Annotated in this window: 24 protein-coding genes and 1 pseudogene; 16 read left to right on the top strand and 9 right to left on the bottom strand. The window is 72.6% G+C overall.

Going from position 1 to position 24,566, the window contains the following annotated elements:
- Positions 1–103 precede the first annotated feature (103 nt).
- Entirely contained in the window at positions 104–1,393 is a 1,290-nt protein-coding gene (locus tag P3T27_RS15760) for an MFS transporter (RefSeq protein ID WP_280678858.1), read from the top strand.
- Positions 1,394–1,460: 67 nt separating this feature from the next.
- Here P3T27_RS15760 and P3T27_RS15755 read toward each other — a convergent pair whose 3' ends face one another.
- Positions 1,461–1,997 (bottom strand): GNAT family N-acetyltransferase, encoded by a 537-nt coding sequence (locus P3T27_RS15755; RefSeq protein WP_280678725.1) that lies wholly within the window; start codon positions 1,995–1,997, stop codon positions 1,461–1,463.
- 45 nt (positions 1,998–2,042) lie between these two features.
- Here P3T27_RS15755 and thpR point away from each other — a divergent pair, with 45 nt between their 5' ends.
- A complete protein-coding gene (thpR, locus tag P3T27_RS15750) occupies positions 2,043–2,630 on the top strand; it encodes an RNA 2',3'-cyclic phosphodiesterase (RefSeq protein WP_280678723.1) in 588 nt (195 codons plus the stop codon).
- 304 nt (positions 2,631–2,934) lie between these two features.
- Here thpR and serC read toward each other — a convergent pair whose 3' ends face one another.
- A complete protein-coding gene (gene serC, locus P3T27_RS15745; protein WP_280678721.1) occupies positions 2,935–4,053 on the bottom strand; it encodes a phosphoserine transaminase in 1,119 nt (372 codons plus the stop codon).
- A 137-nt stretch (positions 4,054–4,190) separates the two neighbouring features.
- Positions 4,191–5,291: a citrate synthase 2 gene (locus P3T27_RS15740; protein WP_280678719.1), complete on the bottom strand. Its 1,101-nt coding sequence runs from the start codon at positions 5,289–5,291 to the stop codon at positions 4,191–4,193.
- 416 nt (positions 5,292–5,707) lie between these two features.
- Between P3T27_RS15740 and pdxH the strand changes: the two genes are divergently transcribed.
- The 9 genes from pdxH to P3T27_RS15695 all read left to right on the top strand — a co-directional run bounded on the left by pdxH (position 5,708) and on the right by P3T27_RS15695 (position 18,582).
- Positions 5,708–6,340 (top strand): pyridoxamine 5'-phosphate oxidase, encoded by a 633-nt coding sequence (gene pdxH, locus P3T27_RS15735; RefSeq protein WP_280678855.1) that lies wholly within the window; start codon positions 5,708–5,710, stop codon positions 6,338–6,340.
- A 194-nt stretch (positions 6,341–6,534) separates the two neighbouring features.
- Entirely contained in the window at positions 6,535–6,726 is a 192-nt protein-coding gene (gene fxsA, locus P3T27_RS15730) for an FxSxx-COOH cyclophane-containing RiPP peptide (protein ID WP_280678717.1), read from the top strand.
- Positions 6,727–6,887: 161 nt separating this feature from the next.
- Positions 6,888–8,300, top strand: coding sequence for a TIR-like protein FxsC (locus tag P3T27_RS15725; protein WP_280678715.1), 1,413 nt, complete (start codon positions 6,888–6,890; stop codon positions 8,298–8,300).
- Positions 8,290–12,303: an FxSxx-COOH system tetratricopeptide repeat protein gene (gene fxsT / locus P3T27_RS15720; RefSeq protein WP_280678713.1), complete on the top strand. Its 4,014-nt coding sequence runs from the start codon at positions 8,290–8,292 to the stop codon at positions 12,301–12,303. The genes P3T27_RS15725 and fxsT overlap by 11 nt, the downstream gene beginning before the upstream one ends.
- A 58-nt stretch (positions 12,304–12,361) precedes the next feature.
- Positions 12,362–13,600, top strand: coding sequence for an FxsB family cyclophane-forming radical SAM/SPASM peptide maturase (locus tag P3T27_RS15715; protein WP_280678711.1), 1,239 nt, complete (start codon positions 12,362–12,364; stop codon positions 13,598–13,600).
- 3 nt (positions 13,601–13,603) lie between these two features.
- On the top strand, positions 13,604–14,722 hold the full coding sequence (locus P3T27_RS15710) for an HEXXH motif-containing putative peptide modification protein (protein ID WP_280678710.1): 1,119 nt from the start codon (positions 13,604–13,606) through the stop codon (positions 14,720–14,722).
- 374 nt (positions 14,723–15,096) lie between these two features.
- Entirely contained in the window at positions 15,097–15,282 is a 186-nt protein-coding gene (locus P3T27_RS15705) for a hypothetical protein (RefSeq protein WP_280678708.1), read from the top strand.
- A 56-nt stretch (positions 15,283–15,338) separates the two neighbouring features.
- On the top strand, positions 15,339–17,723 hold the full coding sequence (locus tag P3T27_RS15700; RefSeq protein WP_280678706.1) for an FxsB family cyclophane-forming radical SAM/SPASM peptide maturase: 2,385 nt from the start codon (positions 15,339–15,341) through the stop codon (positions 17,721–17,723).
- Positions 17,724–17,874: 151 nt separating this feature from the next.
- On the top strand, positions 17,875–18,582 hold the full coding sequence (locus tag P3T27_RS15695) for an AAC(3) family N-acetyltransferase (protein ID WP_280678704.1): 708 nt from the start codon (positions 17,875–17,877) through the stop codon (positions 18,580–18,582).
- A gap of 151 nt (positions 18,583–18,733) precedes the next feature.
- Here the strand turns inward: P3T27_RS15695 and P3T27_RS15690 are convergent.
- Positions 18,734–18,907 (bottom strand): annotated as a pseudogene (locus P3T27_RS15690) (pyridoxamine 5'-phosphate oxidase); the annotation flags it as partial.
- 139 nt (positions 18,908–19,046) lie between these two features.
- Here P3T27_RS15690 and P3T27_RS15685 point away from each other — a divergent pair.
- From P3T27_RS15685 to P3T27_RS15670, 4 genes are all read left to right on the top strand, one after another.
- Positions 19,047–19,373, top strand: coding sequence for a PadR family transcriptional regulator (locus tag P3T27_RS15685; RefSeq protein ID WP_280678702.1), 327 nt, complete (start codon positions 19,047–19,049; stop codon positions 19,371–19,373).
- Complete coding sequence (locus tag P3T27_RS15680; RefSeq protein ID WP_280678700.1) at positions 19,370–19,726, top strand: DUF1048 domain-containing protein; 357 nt, start codon at positions 19,370–19,372, stop codon at positions 19,724–19,726. The genes P3T27_RS15685 and P3T27_RS15680 overlap by 4 nt, the downstream gene beginning before the upstream one ends.
- 1 nt (position 19,727) lies before the next feature.
- Positions 19,728–20,054 carry a DUF1048 domain-containing protein gene (locus P3T27_RS15675; RefSeq protein ID WP_280678698.1) on the top strand — a complete coding sequence of 109 codons (327 nt, stop codon included), beginning with the start codon at positions 19,728–19,730 and terminating at the stop codon, positions 20,052–20,054.
- Between the two features lie 115 nt (positions 20,055–20,169).
- On the top strand, positions 20,170–20,916 hold the full coding sequence (locus tag P3T27_RS15670; protein ID WP_280678696.1) for a phosphotransferase: 747 nt from the start codon (positions 20,170–20,172) through the stop codon (positions 20,914–20,916).
- Between the two features lie 82 nt (positions 20,917–20,998).
- On the opposite strand, the gene P3T27_RS15665 is transcribed toward P3T27_RS15670, so the two are convergent.
- The 3 genes from P3T27_RS15665 to P3T27_RS15655 all read right to left on the bottom strand — a co-directional run bounded on the left by P3T27_RS15665 (position 20,999) and on the right by P3T27_RS15655 (position 22,980).
- Positions 20,999–21,211, bottom strand: coding sequence for a VOC family protein (locus tag P3T27_RS15665; protein WP_280678694.1), 213 nt, complete (start codon positions 21,209–21,211; stop codon positions 20,999–21,001).
- A 19-nt stretch (positions 21,212–21,230) separates the two neighbouring features.
- On the bottom strand, positions 21,231–21,677 hold the full coding sequence (locus P3T27_RS15660; RefSeq protein WP_280678692.1) for a nitroreductase family deazaflavin-dependent oxidoreductase: 447 nt from the start codon (positions 21,675–21,677) through the stop codon (positions 21,231–21,233).
- A gap of 844 nt (positions 21,678–22,521) precedes the next feature.
- Positions 22,522–22,980, bottom strand: coding sequence for a hypothetical protein (locus tag P3T27_RS15655; protein WP_280678690.1), 459 nt, complete (start codon positions 22,978–22,980; stop codon positions 22,522–22,524).
- Between the two features lie 136 nt (positions 22,981–23,116).
- Between P3T27_RS15655 and P3T27_RS15650 the strand changes: the two genes are divergently transcribed.
- Positions 23,117–23,434, top strand: coding sequence for a cytochrome P450 (locus P3T27_RS15650; protein WP_280678688.1), 318 nt, complete (start codon positions 23,117–23,119; stop codon positions 23,432–23,434).
- Positions 23,435–23,460: 26 nt separating this feature from the next.
- Here the strand turns inward: P3T27_RS15650 and P3T27_RS15645 are convergent, their stop codons facing one another.
- Both P3T27_RS15645 and P3T27_RS15640 read right to left on the bottom strand, forming a co-directional pair.
- The gene (locus tag P3T27_RS15645) at positions 23,461–23,655 is read right to left on the bottom strand and encodes a DUF397 domain-containing protein (protein WP_280678686.1); all 195 of its coding nucleotides are present in this window, start codon (positions 23,653–23,655) and stop codon (positions 23,461–23,463) included.
- A 2-nt stretch (positions 23,656–23,657) separates the two neighbouring features.
- Positions 23,658–24,527 carry a helix-turn-helix transcriptional regulator gene (locus P3T27_RS15640; RefSeq protein ID WP_280678684.1) on the bottom strand — a complete coding sequence of 290 codons (870 nt, stop codon included), beginning with the start codon at positions 24,525–24,527 and terminating at the stop codon, positions 23,658–23,660.
- Positions 24,528–24,566 lie beyond the last annotated feature (39 nt).

Here is a 24,566-nt window from a genome sequence, read left to right as displayed (position 1 = left end):
CGCCGCTCCCGGCCGAACCCACTCGGCCACGCCGTCGTCCGCCACCGGCTCGTCGTCCAGCGGCTCGTCCGCCGCCGGCGCCCGCTTCACCCGGCCCGGAGGGATGTTCTCCTCCCTGCGCGTCCGCAACTACCGCTACTTCTTCGCCGGCCAGGTGGTGTCCAACACCGGCACCTGGATGCAGCGGATCGCCCAGGACTGGCTGGTGCTCAGCCTCACCGGCAGCCCGCTCGCGGTCGGCATCACCACCGCCATGCAGTTCCTGCCGATGCTCCTGCTCGGCCTGTTCGGCGGCGTGCTCGCCGACCGGATGCCCAAGCGCCGGTTGCTGATCTACACCCAGGGCACGATGGGCCTGCTGGCCGCCGGCCTGGCCGCCCTGACCTTCGGTGGCGTGGTGACGCCGTACTACGTGTACGCCTTCGCGCTGCTGCTCGGCCTGGTCACCGTGGTCGACAACCCGACCCGGCAGGCCTTCGTGTCCGAGATGGTCGGGCCCAAGGACCTCGCCAACGCGGTCAGCCTGAACGCCGCCAACTTCCAGACCGCCCGGCTGGTCGGCCCCGCCGTCGCGGGCCTGCTGATCGCCGCGGTCGGCAGTGGCTGGGCGTTCGCGGTCAACGCGCTGTCCTTCGTCGCCGTCATCGGCGGGCTGCTCGCCATGCGGGAGAGCGAACTGCGCCCGACCGAGCCGATCGCCCGCGAGAAGGGCCAGCTGCGGGAGGGCCTGCGGTACGTGAAGGAGCGGCCCGAACTGCTCTGGCCGATGGTCCTGGCCGGGTTCATCGGCACCTTCGGCTTCAACTTCCCGACGCTGCTCTCCGGGTTCGCCTACGACACCTTCAAGGTCGGCGCCGGGCAGTACGGCCTGCTGAACACCGCGATGGCGGTCGGTTCGCTGACCGGCGCGCTGCTCGCGGCCCGCCGGGGCGTGCCCAGGCTGCGCCGGCTCGTGGGGGCGGCGCTGGCCTTCGGCGCGCTGGAGGTGGTGGCCGCGTTCGCGCCCGACTACTGGACCTTCGCGGTGCTGCTGATGCTGGTCGGCGTGTTCGGACTCAGCTTCAACACCTCCGTCAACGCCTCGCTGCAGCTGGCCACCGACCCCGCGATGCGCGGGCGCGTGATGGGCCTGCTGGTGCTGGTCTTCACCGGCGGCACGCCGATCGGCGCCCCGATCGTCGGCTGGGTGACCGCCTCGTACGGGCCCCGGCTGGGCCTGCTGGCCTGCGGGCTGGTGTCCGCGCTGGCGGCCGGCGTGGTCGGCCTGGTGCTGGCCCGCAGCGCGGACCTGCGGGTGCGGTTCGACCTGCACCCGGGTCGTGGCGGCCGGGTGGTGGCCTTCGTGCCGCGCGCCGTCGCCACCGCCAAGTCGGGGCTGGCTCCGGCCTGCTGACGGTGCGTCAAACCCCGGGGGCGGTGGCCGCCCCCGGGGTGTGTGACGCAGGGGTTGGGCAGCGGTGTCAGAGGCGGATGGCGAGGACCTGGCCGGGCCAGATCCCGCTCGGCTGCTCGACCTCGAACGACTCCGTCTCGGTGAACCCGAGCGCCCGGTACTGGCCGACCAGCTTGCGGTCGGCGCCCCCGTAACAGTCCACCCGCAGCAGGCCGATGCCGCGCCGACGGGCCTCCTCGACCGCGTCGGCGATCAGTGCGGCGCCGATCCCCGAGCCCTTGCGGCTGCGGTCGGTGACCAGGTTGCGGATGAACAGCTCGCGCTCGTCCACTGCGGGGATGTACTTCCCCCGCTGCTCGGACAGCACGCAGGAGCCGACCGCGCGGCCCTCGTCGTCCTCGGCGAGGCGGATCAGGAACGGCTCGGTGCCGTACTGGGCGATCTGCTCGACCCTGGCCGGGACGGTGCTGAACGACTGGTCGCCCCACTGGCCGGTGCGGCCCTGGCCGGCCAGCCAGCCCACGGCGCCGTCGAGCAGGGCGAGGATGGCGGGAACGTCCTCGGGACCACCGGTGCGGATCTTGATGTTGCTGGAACGAATCACAGAGGCCGTTCTAGCCCAAACCGACGTTCGAGGGAAGATGGCGGTGTGAGGCTCTTCGTGGCGGTCCTCCCGCCGGTCCACGTGCTGCAGGGCTTGTCCGATGCGGTGGCGCCGGTGCGCGGGCTGCCCGGGGCCGACCGGCTGCGCTGGACCACCGTCGAGGGCTGGCACCTGACGCTGGCCTTCCTCGGCGCGGTGGCGCCCGAGCGGCTGCCGGAGCTGGAGGCGGACCTGGCCGCCGTCGCCGAGGTCCACCCGGCGCACCGGCTGCGGGTGTCCGGCGCCGGCCGGTTCGGCGACCGGGTGCTCTGGGCCGGGCTGGAGGGGCAGACCTGGGCGCTGCGCCGGCTCGCCGAGGCCGTCGGCGACGCCACCGCCGAGCTGACCGGGGAACTCGACACCTTCACCTTCCATCCGCACCTCACCCTGGCCCGGGCCGGTTCCTCCCGCGGCCGCCGGCGGGCCGCCCAGCGCGTCGCGGCGGCCGAGCTGGAGGCCCTGGCGGCCGCACTGGCCGAATACCGGGGGCCGATGTGGGAGGCCACCGAACTGCACCTGATGCGGAGCGAGCCGGACGGTGTCTCCGCGCACTACGCCTCGCTGCACGCCTGGCCGCTGGCCCACTGGAGCTGACGCCCGGGGTGCGGGCCCCGGGGGCGGGCGGGACTCGGCGTCGGGGCGGGACTCGGCGTCGGGGCAGGTCCCGGGGTGCGGCGCGGGCCTCGGCGTTCGGTCGGGGGTGAGGCGGAGGTACGCTCGTTGACCGTGGATCCCAAGACTCGTATGCGTATCGTGACCGGCACCCTGGTGTTGCTGCTGGTCGTCGTGCTGATCAGCTCGATGGTCGGCAAGTAGGCCCGAAAGGGCGGATGGGCCGGAACGGCGCGAGGGCCACCGCCCGGAGGCGGTGGCCCTCAGCCGTGCGTGGGGTCGGTGCTCAGAGCTGCTCGACCACGTAGTCGATGCAGTGGGTGAGCGCCTCGACGTCCGCCGGGTCGATCGCCGGGAACATCGCGATGCGCAGCTGGTTGCGGCCCAGCTTGCGGTACGGCTCGGTGTCGACGATGCCGTTGGCACGCAGTGCCTCGGCGACCGCGGCGGCGTCCACCGACGCGTCGAAGTCGATGGTGCCGACCACCTGGGAGCGCTCGGCCGGGTTCGCCACGAAGGGGGTGGCGTAGCCGGACTTCTCGGCCCACGCGTACAGCCGGGACGAGGAGTCAGCCGTACGGGCGACGGCCCAGTCGAGCCCGCCGTTGCCGTTCAGCCACTCCAGCTGGTCGGCCAGCAGGAACAGGGTGGCGATCGACGGGGTGTTGTACGTCTGGTCCTTCGACGAGTTGTCGATGGCCGTCGGCAGGTCGAAGAACGGCGGGATGTAGCGGCCGGAGCCGGCGATCCCGGCGGCGCGCTCCAGGGCGGCCGGGGAGAACGCGGCCAGCCACAGGCCGCCCTCGGAGGCGAAGGACTTCTGCGGGGCGAAGTAGTAGACGTCGGTCTCGGTGATGTCCACCGGCAGGCCGCCGGCGCCCGAGGTGGCGTCCACCAGGACCAGCGAGCCCTCGTCCGCGCCCACCGGGCGCTTGATCGGCATCGCGACGCCGGTCGAGGTCTCGTTGTGGGTGAGCCCGTAGACGTCCACGCCGGCCTCGGCGACCGGCAGCGGGTGGGTGCCCGGGGCGGTCTTGATCACGGTCGGCTCGGCGAGCCACGGCGCGGCCTTGACCGAGGAGGCGAACTTGGAGGAGAACTCGCCGAAGTCCAGGTGCTGGGACTTCTCCCGCACCAGGCCGAAGGCGGCGATGTCCCAGAAGGCGGTGGAGCCGCCGTTGCCGAGGACGACCTGGTAGCCCTCGGGGAGCGAGAAGAGGCTGCTCACGCCCTCGCGTACGCGCTTGACCAGGTTCTTGACCGGGGCCTGGCGGTGCGAGGTGCCGAGCAGGGAGGTCTGGGTGGCGGCGAGGGCACTCAGGGCCTCGGGGCGCACCTTGGACGGTCCGCAGCCGAAACGGCCGTCTGCGGGCTTGATGTCAGCGGGGATCTGGATCTGAGCCACGCGCGCAGCCTACCGGCCGCGGACCCGGCCGGGGTACGGTCGTCCGCCCGGTGAGATGTGATCTTCGCGGCTCCCAGCTGCGGAAACAGCGGGCCCGGACGAGGCCGGACCCGCTGCTCAGGACGGTACCGAGGTGGTCAGTGGGCGATGGCTTCCCAGCCCTCGATCTCCTCGGGGCGGCGCGGGCCCGGGCCGATGTAGCGCGCGGCCGGGCGCACGAGCCGGCCCGTGCGCTTCTGCTCCAGGATGTGCGCCGACCAGCCGGCCGTGCGCGCGCAGGTGAACATCGAGGTGAACATGTGCGCCGGCACCTCGGCGAAGTCCAGCATGATGGCGGCCCAGAACTCGACGTTGGTGGCCAGCACGCGGTCGGGGCGGCGGTTGTGCAGCTCCTCCAGCGCGGCCTTCTCCAGCGCCTCGGCGACCTCGAAGCGGGGCGCGCCGAGCTCCTTGGCGGTGCGGCGCAGCACCCGGGCGCGCGGGTCCTCGGCGCGGTAGACGCGGTGGCCGAAGCCCATCAGGCGCTCGCCCTTGTCCAGCGCGTTCTTGACCCAGGCGGTGGCGTCGCCGGTGCGCTCGATCTCCTCGATCATGCCGAGCACGCGGGACGGCGCGCCGCCGTGCAGCGGTCCGGACATCGCGCCGACCGCGCCGGAGAGCGCGGCCGCCACGTCGGCGCCGGTGGAGGCGATGACGCGGGCGGTGAAGGTGGAGGCGTTCATGCCGTGCTCGGCGGCGGAGGTCCAGTAGGCGTCGATGGCCTTGACGTGCTTCGGGTCCGGCTCGCCGCGCCAGCGGATCATGAACCGCTCGACGACCGTCTCGGCCTTGTCGATCTCGCTCTGCGGGACCATCGGCAGGCCCTGGCCGCGGGCCGACTGGGCCACGTAGGACAGCGCCATCACGGCGGCGCGGGCGAGGTCGTCGCGGGCCTGTTCGGCGGAGATGTCCAGCAGCGGCTTGAGGCCCCAGACCGGGGCGAGCATGGCGAGCGCGGACTGCACGTCGACCCGGATGTCACCGGAGTGCACCGGGATCGGGAACGGCTCGGCGGCCGGCAGGCCGGGGTTGAACTTGCCGTCCACCAGCAGGCCCCACACGTGGCCGAAGGAGACCTTCCCCACCAGGTCGTCGATGTCGACACCGCGGTACCGCAGCGCGCCGCCTTCACGGTCGGGTTCGGCGATCTCGCTCTCGAACGCGACGACTCCCTCAAGCCCGGGTACGAAGTCGGACATACGACGGCTCCTTCAGTTCTGCGATCGGCGCTGCGCCGTGGTGGGGCGGCGCGCCAGTGACCGAATGGTGGTTGGCACTCGGTGCCAGAGTGGCAGGCACGGGGTGCATTACGCCATACACCACCGCGGTGATGTTGCCCCTGGGCCCGCTTGACTTTTTCGCCGAGGGTCGGTCGTGCCCGGGAATCTCCGGAACCAAACGCCGTGTTCCGGACAATTCACCGTACGGCGGGTGGCCGAGCGGTGGCGAGACACCTTAACTCCCACCGGGGTTTGTCCGGAGGTAGCGGTGCCGGTTGCTTGTCGTACGGGATGATGTTGACGTGCAGACCCCGGAACGCGCCCAGTCGACGCCCCTGAGCCCCGCCACCCGGAACCTGGCCGACGAGGCCCGGCCCGGACCGGACCTCACCGTGATGCGCAAGCACTACAGCCATGAGGGCCTGGTCGAGGAGCAGCTCGCGCCCGAGCCGATCGGCCAGTTCGCCCGCTGGTTCCACGAGGCGGCCGACGCCGGCGTGGTCGAGCCCAACGCGATGGTGCTCTCCACCGCCGACGCCCAGGGGCGGCCCAGCTCGCGCACCGTCCTGCTCAAGGGCTACGACGCGCGCGGCTTCGTGTTCTTCACCAACTACGGCTCCCGCAAGGGCTCCGAGCTCGCCGTCAACCCGTACGCCGCACTGCTGTTCCCGTGGATCGAGCTGGCCCGCCAGGTGATCGTCCAGGGCCGGGTGGAGAAGGTCGGCCGGGACGAGACCGCCGCCTACTTCCGCACCCGGCCGCACGGCTCCCAGCTCGGCGCCTGGGCCAGCGAGCAGTCCAGCCCGGTCGGCGGGCGTGCCGTCCTCGAACAGCGCTACGCCGAACTGGAACGCCGCTACCCGGAGGGCGAGGGCGTGCCCGTGCCGCCGTTCTGGGGCGGGTACCGGGTGATCCCGGAGAGCGTCGAGTTCTGGCAGGGGCGGGAGAACCGGCTGCACGACCGGCTCCGCTACCTCGCCGAGCCGGCCGACCCCACCGGGTGGCGGGTGGAGCGGCTCTGCCCGTAGCCGTTCGGCGCCGTCGTCCGTCTCGGCGTCGGCGCCGTCGTCGGTGTCGGTCTTGGGAACGGCCCGGGCGCGGCGAGCGCGCGAAGCTGACGGCCCGTCACCGTCCAGGTGTAGGATGCTGCCCGTCGCGGACCCTGGGTCGAGTCTCTTCCGGCCAGTGACCCGCTGTGCCGGCACGATCGAGTGAGGGACTGATGGGCGTCACCGGTACGGAAACCCCTGCTGGACTCGGCTCCGACCTGGTCGATGTCGCCGCCCTGCCGCTCGACGAGCTCGACGCCCTGCCCGACACCGTCCTCGGCGATCTGCTGCGCCGGGTGGTCGCGGACGCCCTGGCCCCCGGCGCGGAGCCGCTCGCCGCCTTCCAGTCCGCACTCGACCGCTGACCCGCCGCTCGACGGCCGGCCCTCGACCGGGCGGCTGACCGCCGGTTAAACCCCCGGGCCGCCGTCGAACTCGGCAACTTCCGGCGCGGTTGGTGGAGTTCACGACATGCTGGGTATGAAACCGGCGCCGTCGCGGCACCGTCGGGCTCGGGGGGACACAGGTGTTGGAGCATCAGCAGGACCAGCGCAAGCCCTACTTCTTCTTCAGCTACGCGCGCCGGGACTACGAGGCCGAGGACGCCTTCGTGGACCAGTTCTTCAACGACCTGAGGGACGAGCTCGGCCGGATCGAGCCGGCCGCCCGCGCCGACGAGATCGCCTACCGGGACACCGAGCAGCTGCGCCTCGGCGACGAGTGGGCCGAGCAGCTGGCCAGGATGCTGGGCCGCAGCCGGACCATGGTCGCGCTCTACTCGCCCGCCTACTTCGCCAGCCTCTACTGCGGCAAGGAGTGGACGGCCTTCCGCGGCCGGGTCCGGCGCCACCAGGAGGACCAGGGCGAGCTCATCCCGGCCCTGGTCCCGGTGCTCTGGGAGCCCGTCGTGCCGGGCGAGCTGGCCGAGGAGGTCACCAAGATCCAGTGGGCCCAGCCGGACATGGGCGAGGCCTACGCCCGCTACGGCCTGCGTGCCCTGCTGCGCACCGGACCGCAGGGCGAGGCCTACCTGCAGGTCGTCCGGGTGGTCGCCGAGCGGGTCCGGGACGCGGCCGCCCGTCGGCTCACCGAGCTGGCCGACTTCGACCTCGGCGCGGTGCGCGGCTACTTCCCGGGGCCGGCGGCCATGGAGCCCCCGCGCGCCGCGGGGATGGTCCGGCTGTTCATCGCGGCGGGCAAGGCCTCCGACGCCGCCGTGGCGGGAGGCTCGCAGGCCGGCGGCTGGTACGGGGCCAAGCCGTGGCACTGGGCGCCCTACCACCCGCCGACCCAGCCGTCCCTGGCGGTGCGCGCCCAGCAGGTGATCACCGCCGCCGGGCACACCACCACGCTGGAGGAGGTCGGCACCGGCCTCGGCGAGAAGCTCGACCAGGCCCGCGAGGACAGCCAGGTCAGCGTCCTGCTGGTGGACCCGTGGATGGCCGGCACCGACCGCTACCGGTCCGCGCTGCGCGAGTACGACGACCACAACCACCCGGTCACCGGCGTCATGGTCCCGGACGGGAGCGGTGATCCGGCCCGCGGACCGGAGCGCGACGCGCTGTGGGCCGGCGTGCGCGGTGTGTTCCGGCGCAACTGGCTGCGCCGGAGCGATCCGGAGCACTTGTTCCGGGTCAAAGTGAACCGGGAGAGCTTCGACTCCGATCTCACCATCATGGTGACGGTCGCTCAGAACAAGCTCATGGACGACAACTTCGATTGGGGGGACGATGGCGGCGGTGCCGCGTTCGGCTTCGGCCTCGACGGCGCGAACGGCCCGGCGATGCCCGGGCTGGCCATCCCGGCCGGACCGCCAGGCCCGCGCCGCAGCCCGTCCACGCGGCCCGATCCGGAACCGGGCCCGGGAGACGTGCCCAATCCGCGCCACAGCCAGGACGACACGGCGCCGCTGAGGGGAGACCAGGACGATGATCACTGAGTCCGGCGCAGAGCCGGGGCGCGGCGGACCGGGATCGGTCGTCACGTTCTACTCGTTCAAGGGCGGCACCGGCCGGACCATGGCGCTCGCCAACGTCGGCTGGATCCTCGCCAGCCGGGGCCTGCGCGTGCTGGTGGTCGACTGGGACCTGGAGGCGCCCGGCCTGCACCGCTACTACCACCCGCTGCTGGTCGACCCCGAACTGCACTCCACCGAGGGCCTGATCGACCTGCTGCGCTCCTACGTCCGGCAGGCGCTGCCCTCCGCCGTCGGACCGGACGGCCTGCCCCCGGCCGCCTGGCTGGACCAGCCCGGGCGACTCGACGGCTACATCTGCGGCCTCGCCCTCGACCTGCCCCCGGGCGGCCGGCTCGACTTCCTGCCCGCCGGCCGGCAGAACGCCGCCTACGCCGCCGCCGTCACCAGCTTCAACTGGCGCAGCTTCTACCACGGCCGGGACATCCGCGGCGGCGAGTTCCTGCGCGAACTGCGCGAACGCTGGGCGAGCGCCTACGACTACGTGCTCATCGACAGCCGCACCGGCGTCAGCGACACCTCCGGCATCTGCACCGTCCTGATGCCCGACACCGTCGTCGACTGCTTCACCTTCAGCGCCCAGAACATCCGCGGCGGCGTCGACGCGGCCCGGGCCATCGCCGAGGCCGAGGAGCGGGCCATCCGGGTCCTGCCGGTGCCGATGCGGGTCGAGGACGCCGAGCAGGAGCGCCTCGAAGCCGGCCGCGACTACGCCCGCGAGTCCTTCGCGCCCTACCTCGGCCGCTGGCTGGCCGCCGAGCGGCGGGCCGGCTACTGGGCCGACGTCGAGGTGCCGTACAAGCCGTTCTACGCCTACGAGGAGGTGCCCGCCACCGTCGCCGACCGGCCGCAGGAGGCCCGCAGCCTGCTCAACGCCTTCGAGCGGCTGGCCGGGTGGATCACCGACGGACAGGTCCGCACCCTGCGCCCGCTCAGCGCCGAGACCCGCCGCCGGCTCTACGGCGCCTACCTGCGCTCCGCCCGCGCGGTGCCCCGCCAGGTCTTCGTCAGTTACGCGCCCGAGGACCGGATGTGGGCCGAGTGGGCAGCCGGCACCCTCACCCGCTTCGGCTACCAGGCCTCCCTGCACAACGCGGCCGAGCCCTACGGCGGCAGCCGTCCGCCGGAGGTCGTCGGGCCGCTCGACGGGCAGGGCCGGCTGCTCGCGCTGCTCTCGCCCGAGTACACCGCGCTGCCCCGCGCCACCGAGGTCTGGCAGCTCCTGAACGGGCGCGAACTCGCCTCCGGCTCACCGGCGCTGGTCGCCCTGCGGCTGCAGGACTCGGACGAGCCGGTGCCCCGGCCCTTCGTCGGCCGGGCCGCGCCCGACCTGGTCCGTTCCTCGGCGGTGGCCGCCGAGTCCCAGCTGTACGGCGAGCTCGGCCCGCCGCCCGGCGGCCACCGCCAAAGCGACTCCGACAGCGGCGAGTTCGCCGCCCCGGCCCGCTTCCCCGGCACCGCCCCGCAGGTCCAGGAGGCGCCCTCGCGCAACGCCTCCTTCATCGGTCGCGGCAAGCTGCTCGAACTGCTCCGCAACCGTTTCACCGGCGGGCCCGCCGCGGTGCTCAGCCAGGTCCTCTACGGCTTCGGCGGCGCCGGCAAGTCGCAGATCGCCGCCGAGTACGCGCACCGTTTCAAGGCCGCCTACGACGTGGTCTGGTGGGTCCCCGCCGAGGAGCCCGCCAACATCCCGCAGAAGCTCGCCGAACTCGCCCCCCGGCTCGGCGTACCGAGCAGCGACGACGTCGCGCACACCGCCGCCGCGGTGCTCGACGCGCTGCGCCGCGGTCAGCCGTACCGCCGCTGGCTGCTGGTCTTCGACAACGCCGGCACCCCCGAGGAACTCGCCCCCTGGCAGCCGGCCGGATCCTCCGGCGGGCACGTGCTGATCACCTCCCGCAACCAGGGCTGGGCCCGGCACGCCGGCCTCGTCGAGGTCGACGTCTTCCTCCGGGAGGAGAGCGTCCGGCTGCTGCGCCGCTTCAACAGCGGCCTCTCCCCGGAGGACGCCGATCAGGTCGCGCACCGGCTCGGCGACCTGCCGCTCGCCGTCGGCCAGGCCGCGGTCTGGCTCCAGGAGACGTCGATGCCGATCGCCACCTACCTCGAACTGCTCGACGAAGAGCTCACCGAGATGCTGGAGCGCACCCGGCTGCGCACCGCCGACTACCCGCACTCGGCCGCCGCGACCTGGCGCATCTCGGTCGAGGAACTGCGCCGGATGAACGCTCCGGCCGCCCAGATCCTGGAGATCTGCGCCTTCTTCGGGCCCGACGCCATCCCGATGCGGCTGCTCTACAGCCGGGCCGTCACCCGCGCCCTGCGGCTGCCCCCGCGCGCTCCCCGCGACAAGCTCGCGATCGGCGAGTTCCTGCGCGCCATCAACCGGTTCGGGCTCGCCCGCACCGACCAGGGCAGTGAGACGATCACCGTGCACCGGCTGGTCCAGGCCGTGCTCCGGGACCAGGTCGAGGAGGAGCGGCGGGCCGAACTGCGCGCCGTCGTGCACGCCGCGCTCGCCACCGCCAACCCCGGCGACCCGGACATCCCCGCCAACTGGTCCGAGTACGCCGAACTCCTGCCCCACCTCTGGCCGTCCGGTGCCGTCGACAGCGCCGACGAGGACGTCCGGCAGTGGATCATCGACTCGGTCCGCTACCAGTGGAAGCGCAGCCTGCACGAGTCCGGCCGGGAACTCGCCGAGCGCACCCTGGAGCACTGGCGCCAGGACGGCTACGGCGGGCCCGACTTCGACGCCGACAACGACGCCCAGACCCTCATGCTGCGGACCCAGCTGAGCAACATCCGCCGCTCCCAGGGCGCCCTCCAGGAGGCGTACGAGATGGACCGGGACATCCTGGAGCGGTTCACCGCCACCCTCGGCCCCGAGCACTCGCACACCCTCGCCGTCGCCAACAGCCTCGGCGCGGACCTGCGCTTCCTCGGCCGCTACGACGAGGCCCGGGCGCTGGACCGGCGGACCCTGGACGCCGCCCGGCGCACCCTCGGCCCGGACCACCCGCGCACCCTGATGATCACCAACAACCTGGCCGTCTCCGACTACCTGGCCGGCGACCGACAGGCCGCCCTCGAACGGCACCGCAGCAACTACCTCCAGCAGCGCGACGCGCTCGGCGCGCACAGCCTCTACGCGCTCTCCTCCGCCTCCAACTACGCCCGCGACCTGCGCGAGACCGGGCGGCTGCGGGAGGCGCTGGACCTGCTGGAGGAGACCGTCCGGATCTACCAGCAGACCATCGGCGACGGCCACACCGACACCCTGCGCGCCCGCAAGAACCTCGCCGTGGCGCTGCGCCGGGCCGGCCGGTACAACGAGGCACTGGAGATCGACGAGGACATCTACCAGCGCTACCTGGACATCAACGGGGCCGAGCACCCCGACACCCTGGCCGCCGCCACCAACCTCGCCAGCGACCTCAACGCCCTCGGCGACACCGACCGGGCCATCCCGCTCGCCGAGCGGGCGCTCGGGCGCTACCGCGACTACCTGGGCGAGAACCACCCGGTGACGCTGGCCGGCGCCAACAACCTCTCAGTCTACCTGCGACTGGCCGGCCGGGCCACGGAGGCGCGCGAACTGTCCGGGCGGACGCTGGCGCAGTTCCGGACCGTCCTCGGCGACCACCACCTCTACATCCCGATCGCGATGATGAACCACGCCAACGACCTCGCCCTGGCCGGGGAGACACCGGCGGCGCTCGCGCTGGAGCTGGAGGCGGCGCCGTTGATGACGGCGACCCTCGGCCCGGACCACTACGACTCCATCGGCATCAACTCCAACCTCTCGCTGTCGCTGGCCACGGTGGGGGAGACCGAGCGGGCCGCCGAGTTGCGGGCGGACTGCATCCGCCGGGCCCGGGTGACCCTGGGGGAGGAGCACCCGACGACGGTGGCGGTGAAGGCCGGCCAGCGGCTGGACTCCGACGTCGAGCCGCCGCACGTGTGACGGCGGGGCGCGGGGCGGGGAGGGCCCGGGCCGGGCGGACGGCGCTAGGCTCGCGCGCATGGTGCCGTTCCGGCAGTTCCTGCTGAAGATCCACAGCCGGTGCAACCTGGCCTGCGACTACTGCTACATGTACGAGGGCGCGGACCAGAGTTGGCGCGACCGGCCGCGGCTGATGGCGCTGCCGACGGCCGGCCGGACCGCCCGGCGGATCGCCGAGCACGCGGCCGAGCACCGGCTCGACGAGGTGGCCGTCGTGCTCCACGGCGGCGAGCCGCTGCTCGTCGGTGCGGCCCACCTGGACGCGTTGCTGGGCGAGTTGGCCTCGGCCGGCCCGCGAATCCGGTTCAGCCTGCAGACCAACGGGCTGCGGCTGCTGGACGAACCCGCCCTGCTCGACGTGCTGCACCGCTACCGGGTCGCGGTCGGGGTGTCGCTGGACGGCACACGGGCCGACCACGACCGGCACCGGCTGCTGCCCTCCGGCGCGGGCAGCTGGGCGCGGGCGGCCGAGGCCGTACGGCTGCTCGGCTCGGCCGAGCACCGCGACCTGTTCGCCGGGCTGCTCTGCGTCGTCGACCTGCGGGCGGACCCGGTGGCCACCTACGAGGCGCTGCTGGAGTTCTCCCCGCCCCGGCTCGACCTGCTGCTGCCGCACGCGACCTGGCAGACCCAGCCGGCCGGGGTGCGGCGGACGGTGCCCCTCGCGCCGCCCCGCGGCGGGGAGCCCGCGCCGTACGGGGAGTGGCTGATCGCCGCGTTCGACCGCTGGTACGACGCCCCCCGGCGGGAGACCGGCGTGCGGCTGTTCGAGGAGCTGGCCGTCCTGCTGCTCGGCGGCCGGGCGGCCAGCGAGGCGGTGGGCCTGGCGCCGGTCGACCTGGTCGTGGTCGAGGCGGACGGCACGATCGAACAGGCGGACAGCCTCAAGGTGGCCTTCGACGGCGCCGCCGGGACCGGTCTGGACGTCTGGCGGCACGGCTTCGCCGAGGCCGCCGCGCACCCGGCCTTCCGGGCCCGCCAGCGCGGCCTCGGCGGGCTCGGGCCGGTCTGCGCGGCCTGCCCGCTGGCCCGGGTCTGCGGCGGCGGGCTCTACGCGCACCGGTACGCGGCGGGGGGTGCTGGTGGGGGCGCCGCCGGGGGTGTCGCTGAGGGCGCCGCCGGGGGCGCCGCCGGGGGTTTCGCTCACCCGTCCGTGTACTGCGCGGACCTGGACCGGCTGATCCGCCACATCGCGGGGAGACTGCGGGCGGACATGGCCGGACTGGCCGGTGTGACCGGCTCTGGGCGAGGAGGATGACCGGTGGCAGGTACGGGCGAAGTGGTGGCGGCCGGGGTGCCCGGCGCGCGCGGGGCGGACGGACTGCCCCGGCACGGGGTGGACCGGGCGACCTTCCGGGCGATCGCGGGCGCACGCGGCGGACCGGAGGCCGTCCGGCTGCTGCGCGCCGGGCAGTTGAGCAAACGGGTGCTGCTGCTGCTGGCGCTGCGGCGGGCGGCCCCGGACGACGAGGGCTACCGCGAGGCGTGCGCCGAGGTGTGGGCGCTGCACCGGGCGGACCGGGCGCGGTGGGAAGAGGTGCTGCTGCGGCCGGAGTTGGATGCCTGGGCGGCCGGCTGCCTGCGTGGCCTCGCGGCCGGCGAGACCGTCTCGCTGGGCGGGCTGGGCGAGTTCGTGCGGGCCGGAGCCGGAGCCGGAGCCGGGGCCAGCTCCGGCTCCGGGTTCGGACCGGCGCTCGCGCTTGAGTGCGACGGGCTGCGGTGGGGGCCGGTGATCGACCACCTCGGGCCGCGCCGGGTGGACTACGGGAGACCCCCGGCCGGGCCGCTCGATTCCGTCGAACTCGGCCGGTGGGAGGAACGGTTGGCGCAGGCGTGGCAGATCCTGGTGCGCCGCCACCGGCGGCACGCGGAGGCGGTCGCGGCCTGCGTCACCACCGTCGTCCCGCTGCGGCCCGCCCCGGGCGGGGAGGCCGTCAGCGCCGCCGCCCGCCGGGCGTACGGCGGGGTGGCGGCCTCGCTGCCGGGCGATCCGGTGCTGCTGGCGCTGGCCCTGGTGCACGAGTTCCTGCACGTCCAACTGGGCGCCCTGCTCGACCTCGTGCCGTTGCACCGGCCCAACGGTGCCGCCGTCTACCACGCCCCCTGGCGGCCCGACCTCCGCCCGGTCGGCGCGCTGTTGCAGGGGACGTACGCGCACCTGGGCGTCGCGGACTTCTGGCGGGCCGAGGCGGCCGCCGGCGAGGGCGACCGGGCCCGGGCGGAGCGGGAGTTCGCGCGCTGGCGGGCGCACACCGGCGCGGCGGCCGGAACGCTGCTGGCGAGCGGTGAACTCACTGGCGCGGGGATGGAGTTCACGCGGGAGCTGGACCGGGCCGTGCGCGGACTGGGCGAGCCGGGGCGAGGTCCGGGCGGCGCCTGAGGGCGGTCGTGGTTCGGCAGGTCGGTCGGGGCGTGCGGTCGTGGGGCGTGTGCTCGCGGGGTGTGCGGCCGGACGGCGTGTGCGTGCGGGGCCGCCGGTCGCGGGAGACCCCGTCGCGGTGGCGCCGGTCGCGCCGGTCGCGCCCCGGCCTGGCGTCCACGCTTCGGCGTGCGCCAGGGCGAAGCGCGCGACCGCTGAACGGGTGAATTTTTGGGGCTGCGGCCGCCGTTGCACGGCTTCGACCGGCAAGGGGCGCCAAGTCGAGACCGCAAGCCGTCTTGCAAAGGCCCGGCTGGGTCTATCGTGGTCGCAGTCTCGAACTTGGGTGGCTTTCCCACCCTCGACCGGTCCTAACCGCGCCTAAGGAAACGAAGATGACACCGGTAACCAGCACCCGGCCGACCACCGACCTGACAGAGCCTCAGGACGCGTCGGATCGCCTCTCCCTCGCCGATCTGGCCGCACTGGGCGCGGAGGAGCTCGCCGACCGTCTGCAGCGCGCGCTCCCCGGCGCGGAATCCGGCCTCGTGCCGGTCGCGGCCTTCAACTCCTCGATCTGACACGCTCCGTCACCCCGAACGGAATCCCCAGGCCGAGCCCCAACCCCATCAGATCCATGACGACGCGAATTCCGCTGCCTCTCACGCAATTCGTGGTCAAGATGCACAGCCGGTGTGATCTCGCCTGCGACCACTGCTACGTCTACGAGCACGCGGACAGCAGCTGGCGCGCCCGGCCGAAAGTCATCGGCGACGAGATCCTGACCAGGGCCGCCGAACGCATCGGCGAGCACGCGGTCGCCCACCGGCTGACCGCCATCCGGGTCGTCCTGCACGGGGGAGAACCCCTGCTCGCCGGCCCGGACCGGCTGCGCCGTGCCGCGCGGACGCTCCGGGCGGCCCTCCCGTCCGGCTGCGCCCTCGACCTGCGCATCCACACCAACGGCGTGCTGTTGAGCCGCGCCTTCTGCGACCTGTTCGCCGAGACGGGCATCAAGGTCGGCATCTCGCTCGACGGCGACAAGGCCGCCAACGACCGCCACCGGCGCTACGCCGACGGGCGCAGCAGCCACCCTCAGGTCCTGCGGGCGGTGGCGCTGCTGCGCGAGCCCGCGTACCGGCACCTGTACGCCGGGCTGCTGTGCACCATCGACGTCGAGAACGATCCGGTCCGGGTGTACCGGGCGCTGGCCGAACTCGAACCCCCCGCGGTCGACTTCCTGCTCCCGCACGCCACCTGGGACGAGCCGCCGAAACGTCCCGCCGGGCAGGGGGACACCCCGTACGCGGACTGGCTGCTCGCCGTCCACGGGCTGTGGGAGGCGGACGGCCGGCCGTTCGCCGTGCGGACCTTCGAATCCGTCCACCGGACCCTGCGCGGGTTCTCCAGCCTCACCGAGTCGCTCGGACTGGAACCCTCCGACCTCGCGGTGCTGGAGACGGACGGGACCTTCGAGCAGGCGGACAGCCTGAAGACCGCGTACGACGGCGCGCCCGCCACCGGTCTGAACGTCTTCGACCACAGCCTCGACGACCTCGCCCGCCACCCGGGCATCGCCGCCCGCCAGTCGGGCCTGCCGGGGCTCAGCCCCACCTGCCGATCCTGCCCCGTCGTGCGCTCCTGCGGAGGCGGCCTGTACGCCCACCGCTATCGGAGCGACGATGGGGGAGGCGGCTTCGACCACCCCTCCGTCTACTGCGGGGACCTCATGACGCTCATCAACGGCATCGCGGCACACGGCAGTCCGGTGGTGGTGCCCGCACAGGGCGGCGAACCGGTGGTGCCCGCCGCACTCACCTCGCCGCAACTCGACGAGCTCGCCCGGGGGTACGGCGGTGCGGACACCGTCCGAGCCCTCACCCGCTCCCAACTCGCCCTCACCCGGGCGATGCTGGCCGCCGCCTGGGACGCCTCCGGGCAGGGGCGGGCCGAAGCGTGGTCGCTGCTCGCGGAGCTCGACGTCGCAGCGCCGGCCGCCGTCGACGCCGTCCTCGCCCACCCGTACGCGCGGGCCTGGGCCGCCCGCCGGCTGGCCGGGGACCTCGGCACCGACCTCGGGCCGCTGGCCGCCCTCGCCGCGGCCGCGGCGGTGCGGGCCGGGCGGGGGGACGCGGTGGCGGTGCCGGTGCGCGGCGGGTGGCTGCACCTGCCGACGCTCGGGCGGATCGCCGTACCCGCCGGGGAGGCGGTCGTCACGGGCCTGGCGGGCGGGTTCAGCGTGCGGGCGGCCGACGGTTCGGTCCGCACGACCCTGGACGAGCCGCTGCGCCGGATCCGGCTCGCCCCGGGGTGGACGGTCTCCCTGGAGGACGTCGACCCGCTGCGGGACAGCCACGACCACGCCGTGTCCGAGCGGCTGTCCACCGGCGAACTGCTCGACTGGACGGGCGCGTTGCGCGAAGCCGGGGAACTGCTCGGGCGGGACCTGCCCGGGTACGCGGACGGGATGCGGGCCGGCCTCACGACGGTGACCCCGTTGCGGCCGGGCCCGGCGGGCCGGGACATCAGCTCGGCCGCGCGCCAGGCCTTCGGCGCGGTCGGCATCGCCCGACCCGCCACGGCGCCGACCCTGGCGCTGCTGCTGGCCCACGAGTTCCAGCACGTGAAGCTCGGCGCCGTACTGGACCTGCTGGACCTGTACGACCGCAGCGACGACACGCGCTACTTTGCCCCCTGGCGGCCCGACCCCCGGCCGCTCGAAGGGCTGCTCCAGGGCACCTACGCCCACCTGGCCGTCACCGAGTACTGGGGAACCCGCAGCCTCGCGTACGACGGTCTGCCGGGCGAGGCCGCCGACCGGGCGCGGCGGGAGTTCGCGCTCTGGCGGCAGTACACCGCAGAAGCGGTCGAACGGCTGGCCGAATCCGGTTCGCTGACCTCGGCCGGCTTGCGCTTCGCCGACGGCATGCGTGCGACCGTCACCCCGTGGCTCGCCGTGCCCCTGCCCCCCGCCGCCGAACAGGCCGCCGCCCGGGCCCGGCAGGAACGCGCCCTGGCCTGACCTCATTCACCCGGCCTCGGGACACCCTCACCCGGGGCCCCAACTCCGGGGAACCGTCATCCTCACCGAATCCCGCGCCGGCAGCGTCGCCACGGCGCTCTCCCCCCGTCAACTCGTCCATGACCTCGCAGAGCTCGGCGTCCGTCCGGGCATGGTGCTGCACGTCCAGGCGTCCCTGCGCGCCCTCGGCCCGGTGGCCGGGGGCGCCGCCGGCGTCGTCGACGCGCTGCTCGAAGCCCTCGGCCCGGACGGCACCCTGGTCGCCTACACCGCCACCCCCGAGAACTCGGCCACCTCGCGCATCCACAAGACCGCCACCGCCGGCCTGTCACCGGCGGAGGTGACCGCGTACCAGTCCCGGATGCCGCGCTTCGACCCGGCCACCACGCCCTGCTCGCCGACCATGGGCGCGCTCTCCGAGGAGATCCGCACCCGGCCCGGCGCGCTGCGCAGTCGCCACCCCCAGACCTCCTGGGCCGCGCTGGGCCGCCGGGCGGCGGAGATCACCGCCCACCACCCGCTCACCTCCCACCTGGGCCCGGAGTCGCCGCTCGGGCGCCTCTACGACCTCGACGCCCGGGTGCTGATGCTCGGCGTCCCGATGGCCCGCTTCACCGCCTTCCACCTCGCCGACCTGCGCCAGCCGGACGTCCGGGTGCGCGAGTACCGCTGTGCCGGCCCCGACGGCTGGCTCACCTTCCAGGCGCCGGACCTGGACGACCTCCACTTCGCCGAGCTCGGCACCCGGGTCCTGGCCGCCGCCACCGGCGTCACCTCCGCCCACCTCGGCGCCGCCGGCTGCCGCCTCGTCCCGGTACGGGAGGCCGTCGACCTCGCCACCCGACTCCTACGCCCCTGACCGCCCGCCACCCGGCCCCCGGTTACCTTCGTCGCCACTTCGGCCGCTGTGCGTGGGAAGTCGGAAGCGCCGACTTCCCACGCACCGCGGGGGGTTACTGCTCCAGCCGTGGATCGTGATCCGAGAGCGGCGTGTCGGCGAGGGACGGCCGCTATTCCAGCCACATCCCGTCGCGCATGATGACTCTCCCGCGTAGTTCCGGCTCTCCGTGCCAAGCGCGCACAGTCCTCGGGACCACGCGTACGTACAGGGAGGAACCCTCCTCCGCACGGGGATCCCACCCGAACTTGTCGGCGAACGCCTCCGCTGCGCCTCCGGGCACCTCTTTCGGTGCTCAGGGTGGCCCGGGATGCCGACATGGACGGCCTCGCCGCCACAGACCTCGACGTGTGGGCTACTCGGTGATACCGTGTAGTGGTACTCGGTGATACGGGGTACTGGGAGGGTCGAAGAGGAGGGCCGCGATGGACGACCTGACGGAGATGTTGAAGGGCACGCTCGAGGGTTGCGTGCTCGAGATCATCGGCGGCGAGGAGACCTACGGGTACGCCATCACGCGTCGGCTGAACGAACTCGGCTTCGCCGACGTCGTCGAGGGGACCGTCTACACCATCTTGCTGCGGCTGGAGAGGAACGGGCTCGTCCAGGTGACGAAGCGACCGTCCGGGATGGGTCCGCCGCGCAAGTTCTACGCGCTCAACGACGCGGGGCGCGAAGAGCTCGGGAGGTTCTGGGTGAAATGGGAGTACCTCTCGTCACGAATCGACAAGCTCAAGGAGGGTGGGAGATGAACGTCTGGGAGAGCATGACCGGCAGCGACCTCACCAGGGAATGGAAGGCGTTCGAAGCCCGGGCCGAGGCATTGCCGCCCGACCACCGGGCGGCGTGGGAGCAGATCAAGGTTCACCTCTCTCCCTACTCGGGCTTCACGGGTCGCAACCTGATGCCGATCCTCGACGGCGCTCTGGGGCTGCTCGAAGAGACGGCGGCGGACGGGCAGAGCGTTCACGACGTGCTGGGCGACGACGTCGAGGGCTTCTGTGCGGCGCTGGCCGGCGGGGAAGGGGCCCGGAGCTATCGCGACCGGTGGCGCGAGCAGTTGAACAGGAACGTCGCAAGGAAGTTGGGCCGGCTAGGAGGCTGACATGGGCATTCAGGACATCATCGAGGGCAAGAAGCAGTGGCGAGCGCACACGGCGCGGGTCAAGGCGCTCCCGCCGGACTATCGGATCGTCTACAAGGAGATGCAGAAGTACTTCTTCAAGATCGGACCGATCGACCTGGCTGACGGGACCCTGCTCTCAGGGATCGTCGATTTCTTCGAGGAGGGCGTCGCGGCCGGCAAGGGAGTCCTGGAACTCATCGGCAACGACGTCGCCGCCTTCTGCGACGACCTGGTCAAGGACTCGCGCACCTACGCGGATGTCTATCAGGAGTCCGTCAGCGGGAAACCCGGTACGGCCGGGCAGTAGGACCGAGCGGCAGATCGGTCACTTGAGGCGGTGCGTGGCGGGACGGCTGCGACGCCCCCGCCGCGCCCGCGAAAACCCCGGCCACGGCGGCGGTCGCCCCTCGATACTGGTCGACATGGATGAGGTCGAGGTCGTCGTCGCCCATTCCGAGCGCGCGACCCTGCGCGTCGGCGACGTGTTCCTGAAGGTGGACGCCGATCAGGCGCGCATCGACGTCGAGGTCGAGGCGATGGCGATGGCGCCGATCCCGACGCCGGCGGTCCTGTGGCGCAAGCCGCCCGTGCTCGCGCTCGCCGCCCTCCCGGGCACGGCACTCGGCCGCCTCGGCGGGCCGTCGACCGGGTCACCGGCGGCGTGGGCCGCAGCGGGCGCCGCCATCCGGAAGCTGCACGACGCGCCGCTGCCGCCCCGGCCCGGCCGGGCCGGCCGGAGCATCGTCGCGCTGGCGGCCGAACTCGATGACGAGTGCGAGTTGCTCGTGACGAACGGCCTCCTGCCCGCCGACCTGGTCACCCGCAACCGTCAGGTCGCCGAGGCGGCGCTCCGGCCGTGGACTCCGGCGTTCACGCACGGCGACCTGCAGATCGCGCACGTGTTCGTCGACGGCGACGAGGTCACCGGCATCATCGACTGGTCCGAGGCGGGCCAGGGTGATGCCCTGTACGACCTCGCCACCTTCACGCTCGGACACGAGGAGCAGCTCGACGACGTCATCGCCGGCTACGGCACCGACATCGACCTCGACGTGATCCACGCGTGGTGGTCGTTGCGAAGCCTGCTGGTGGTTCGCTGGCTGATCGAGCACGGCTTCGACCCCTTCGCGCCGGGCTGCGAGGTCGACGTGCTGAGGTCCCGGATGTGAGGCTGCGCGAGCCCGACGGCTACGAGCGGTCCCAAGGGCTCCCGACAGGGTGTGTCGCGGCGGGCGACCGACGATGCCGAGCTCAGTGAACGCAGAACTCGTCGCCCTCCGGATCCTGCATCACGACAGAACAGGAGCCCGAGCCCTCGACGCGTGGACGGGACGCACCGGCGCGCTCCAGGTGGGCCACCTCGGCAAGCGCGCGCACCTTCCGGGTTGCGAACGGTACGCCGCGCCCTCCGCTCACGCCGAGGTCGAGGTGGAGCCGGTTCTTGGTGGCCTCGGGCTCGGGCACCTGTTGGAACCACGCCCGGTCAGTGCGCGGTCGGCACCGGCTCCAGCACGAACAGCGGGATCGCACGGCCGGTCTTGGTCTGGTACTCGGCGTAGTCCGGGTAGGCGGCGACGGCCCGCTGCCACCACTCGTCCTTCTCCGCGCCGGTGACCTCTCGCGCCATCATGTCCTGCCGCACCGGCCCGTCCTGCAGCTCGACCCGGGGATCTGCCTTCAGGTTCCAGTACCAGACGGGGTGCTTCGGCGCGCCGCCTTGCGAGGCGACCACGGCGTAGAGCCCGTCGTGCTCGACCCGCATCAGCGGGGTCTTGCGCAGCTTGCCGGACTTGGCCCCGACGGAGGTCAGCAGGATGACGGGCATCCCCCGCAGCGTCGTGCCCTCCGTCCCGCCGGACGACTCGTAGGCCTCGACCTGGTTCCGTACCCAGTCGGCTGGGCTGGGCTCGTACTCACCCTTGAGTGGCATGCGTATCCATCCCATCACTCTCGGTTATGCTGGCTCGACCCATGATTCCACTCTCCCGGCCGGTTCGGGCCGAAATTGCGGAGCGGATCCTGGCGCGCCACCGGGTGCTGCGATCTCATGAAAGCCCGAGGCTGGGGCCGCCTTCGGCACCTGTCCACGCCGCAGCAGGCATATTCCTGATCTGGAATAAGAATCCTGCCCGGGGTCTCCCGCTCTGACGCTCCGAGGAACTGTTGGCCGGCGGCTCCTTACGAGGTGCAAGGAGCCGCCGGAACATATCGCGAGTCGTCGGTGAGGGCACGGTCGAACGAGATCGGGGGTGCTCGCCGGTGGCGGGTGGAAGCGGGGAGGCCGGGCCCCTGCCGGTTCGACCTGAGCATCGGCATAGACGGTGCACAGTGCGTCTGGCTGGATGGTCCTGGTAACACCGTCGCTGCCCGTTGACGACCGCACCGGGTCCCTCTACAACGGAGCACAGACACCGGGGCACCCCCCCCGAGAGATCCTGAGGAGCAATGCCATGGCTCCAGACGACAGCGGCTGCCCGGTGCTGGACATGACCGCCCGGGCCCCGCACCAGCAGAACGCGGAGCTCCGCTCCGCCGGGCCCGCCGTGCGGGTCGAACTCCCCGGCGGCATCATCGCCTGGTCCGTGACCCGGAGTTCGGTGATCCGCGCCCTGACCGGCGATCCGCGGGTCTCCCGCGACGCGCGCAAGCACTGGCCCGGCCTGGCCTCGGTGCCCGAGGGATGGCCGATGGGGCCGATCGCGTTCCAGCAGAACTTCTTCAACCGCTACGGCGGCGAACACCGCTCGGCACGACGACGGATGGCACCCTCGTTCTCACCCCGCCGGGTGTCCGCGCTGCGGCCCGGGATCGAGGCGACGACCGCCGCCCTGGTCGGCGCGTTCCGTGAACTCGCCCCCGGCGAGGCCGTGGACATCCGCCGGGCCCTCTCGCTCCCGCTCACCATGACGGTGATCTGCGACCTCTTCGGCGTACCCGCCGACATGCGGCCGCAGATCGGCCGGTCGATGGACACCCTGCTGACGACGACGGCGACGACCGAGCAGATGACGGTCTCGCGGGCGGAGATCAACGTGGTGCTGGCCGAACTGCTGGAGCTCAAACGACGCGACCCCGGGCCCGACCTCGCCAGCGACGTGGCAGCCGTCAGCACCGGAGGGGAGACGGGACGCACCGAGGAGGAGTCCCGCGACGAGCTCTTCCTGCTGCTCGGCGCCGGGTACGAGACCGCGGTCAACCTCATCACCAGCGCCGTCCAGGCGCTCCTCACCCACCCCCGCTACCTGGCCCAGGTCCGCGAGGGCACGCTCGGCTGGGAGGACGTCATCGAGGAGACCCTGCGCCACGAGAGCCCGGTGATGCACATCCCGCTCCGCTACCCCCCTGGAGGACATCGACCTCGGCGAGGGCGTGATCATCCGGCAGGGCGAGCCGATCCTGCTCGGATTCGGCGCGGCCGGCCGGGACCCGGAGGTCCACCCGGACCGGCCGGACTCCTTCGACCCGACCCGCCCCGACAAGGAGCACCTGTCCTTCGGCTACGGCCCGCACTTCTGCCTCGGCGCACCCCTGGCCCGGCTGGAGGCCGAAGTGGCCCTGGACGGCCTCTTCGGCGCCTACCCCGGCAGCGTCCTGGACCCGGCCAGCCCGGCGCCGACCCGGCTGGAGTCCGTCATCGTCAGCGGCCCGTCCGAGCTCTGGATCGTCCCGACGCCCGCCGCAGTGTGACGGCGCCGCCCGTCTGTTCTGTGCGGTCAGGCGGTGAAGTGATCGAACTCGCCGGCCTTGGCGCCGCGGAGCCAGGCGTCGAGCTTGGTGCGGGTGGTGGTGACGACGTGGGCGGGGTCGTCGGACTCGCGGATGTAGACCAGCTCACCTACAGAAGCGATTTCGACACAGTTGGCTTGGTCGCTGCTGAAGCTGGACTTCTGCCAGTTGAGCTGGTGCATGGCTATCTTCCCTGGACCTTGTAGCGGATGTGCTGGATCAAGCCCAATGAGTCGCGATGGGCTGACGATGGCGCGGACGTCGCGGCAAGCAGGGGCGGAAGAGCCAAACCCCTGAGTCGGTCGAACTTCCGATCAAATGTTGTCACGACCTCGGGATCTCCCACGAAGTCAGACCCATGAGGATGTTCGAGCAGAACGGTGTCAAGCCGGTTGTGAGCGCCACGGATGAGCATGAACGGAGTGTCGTTCGAAGCGTATGTGGTGCAGTCGAACGGGAGGATCTGAATCGTCACGTTCGGCAGACTGCTCATCTCGATCAGATGATTCAGCTGGTCCCGCATGACCGTTGGTCCTCCGTACATCATGTGCAAGGCGGCCTCGTGGATCACAGCGCGGAACGGAGGCGCGTTCTTGCCCGCCAGCACCCTATGGCGTTCGTGGCGGAACTCGACCTTCTTCTCGTTGTAGCCCTGGATGACCTCGCCGTAGGCCTTGGTCTGCAAGAGACCGGGGATCAGTAGGGACTCGTAGTTGTCCAGGGCTGTGGCGCTGGCCTCTGCCTCGGCCAGGTCGAGTGCGCTGCGCGTCACATGGTGCTTGAACTCGGTCCACCAGCCCTTCCCCGAGCTCTCGCTCATGGCGATGAGGCCGGCTCGGTACTCCGGGTCCGTGACGTTGCAGATGTCGAGCCAGGAGTTCAAACGCTCAAGATTGAGGCCAAGCCTGCCAGCTTCGGTGTGGCTGATGTTTGGACCTTTGACACCCAGGGCCTCGCCGATCTCCAGGGCCGAGATGCCTGCGGCATCACGAACGCGCCGGAGCTCCTCGCCGAAACGGCGCTGTCGTTCGCTGATCCCAGTCCTGAATCCCATGAGCGTGCCCTTCCGCTGATCTGAGCCTACGCAAAGTGT

Origin of the sequence: Kitasatospora sp. MAA19 (assembly GCF_029894125.1) — a bacterium.
In the GTDB taxonomy this organism is placed as follows: domain Bacteria; phylum Actinomycetota; class Actinomycetes; order Streptomycetales; family Streptomycetaceae; genus Kitasatospora.
The sequence above is the reverse complement of the archived record's forward strand: the minus strand, read 5'-3'. Positions and strand labels throughout refer to the sequence as shown.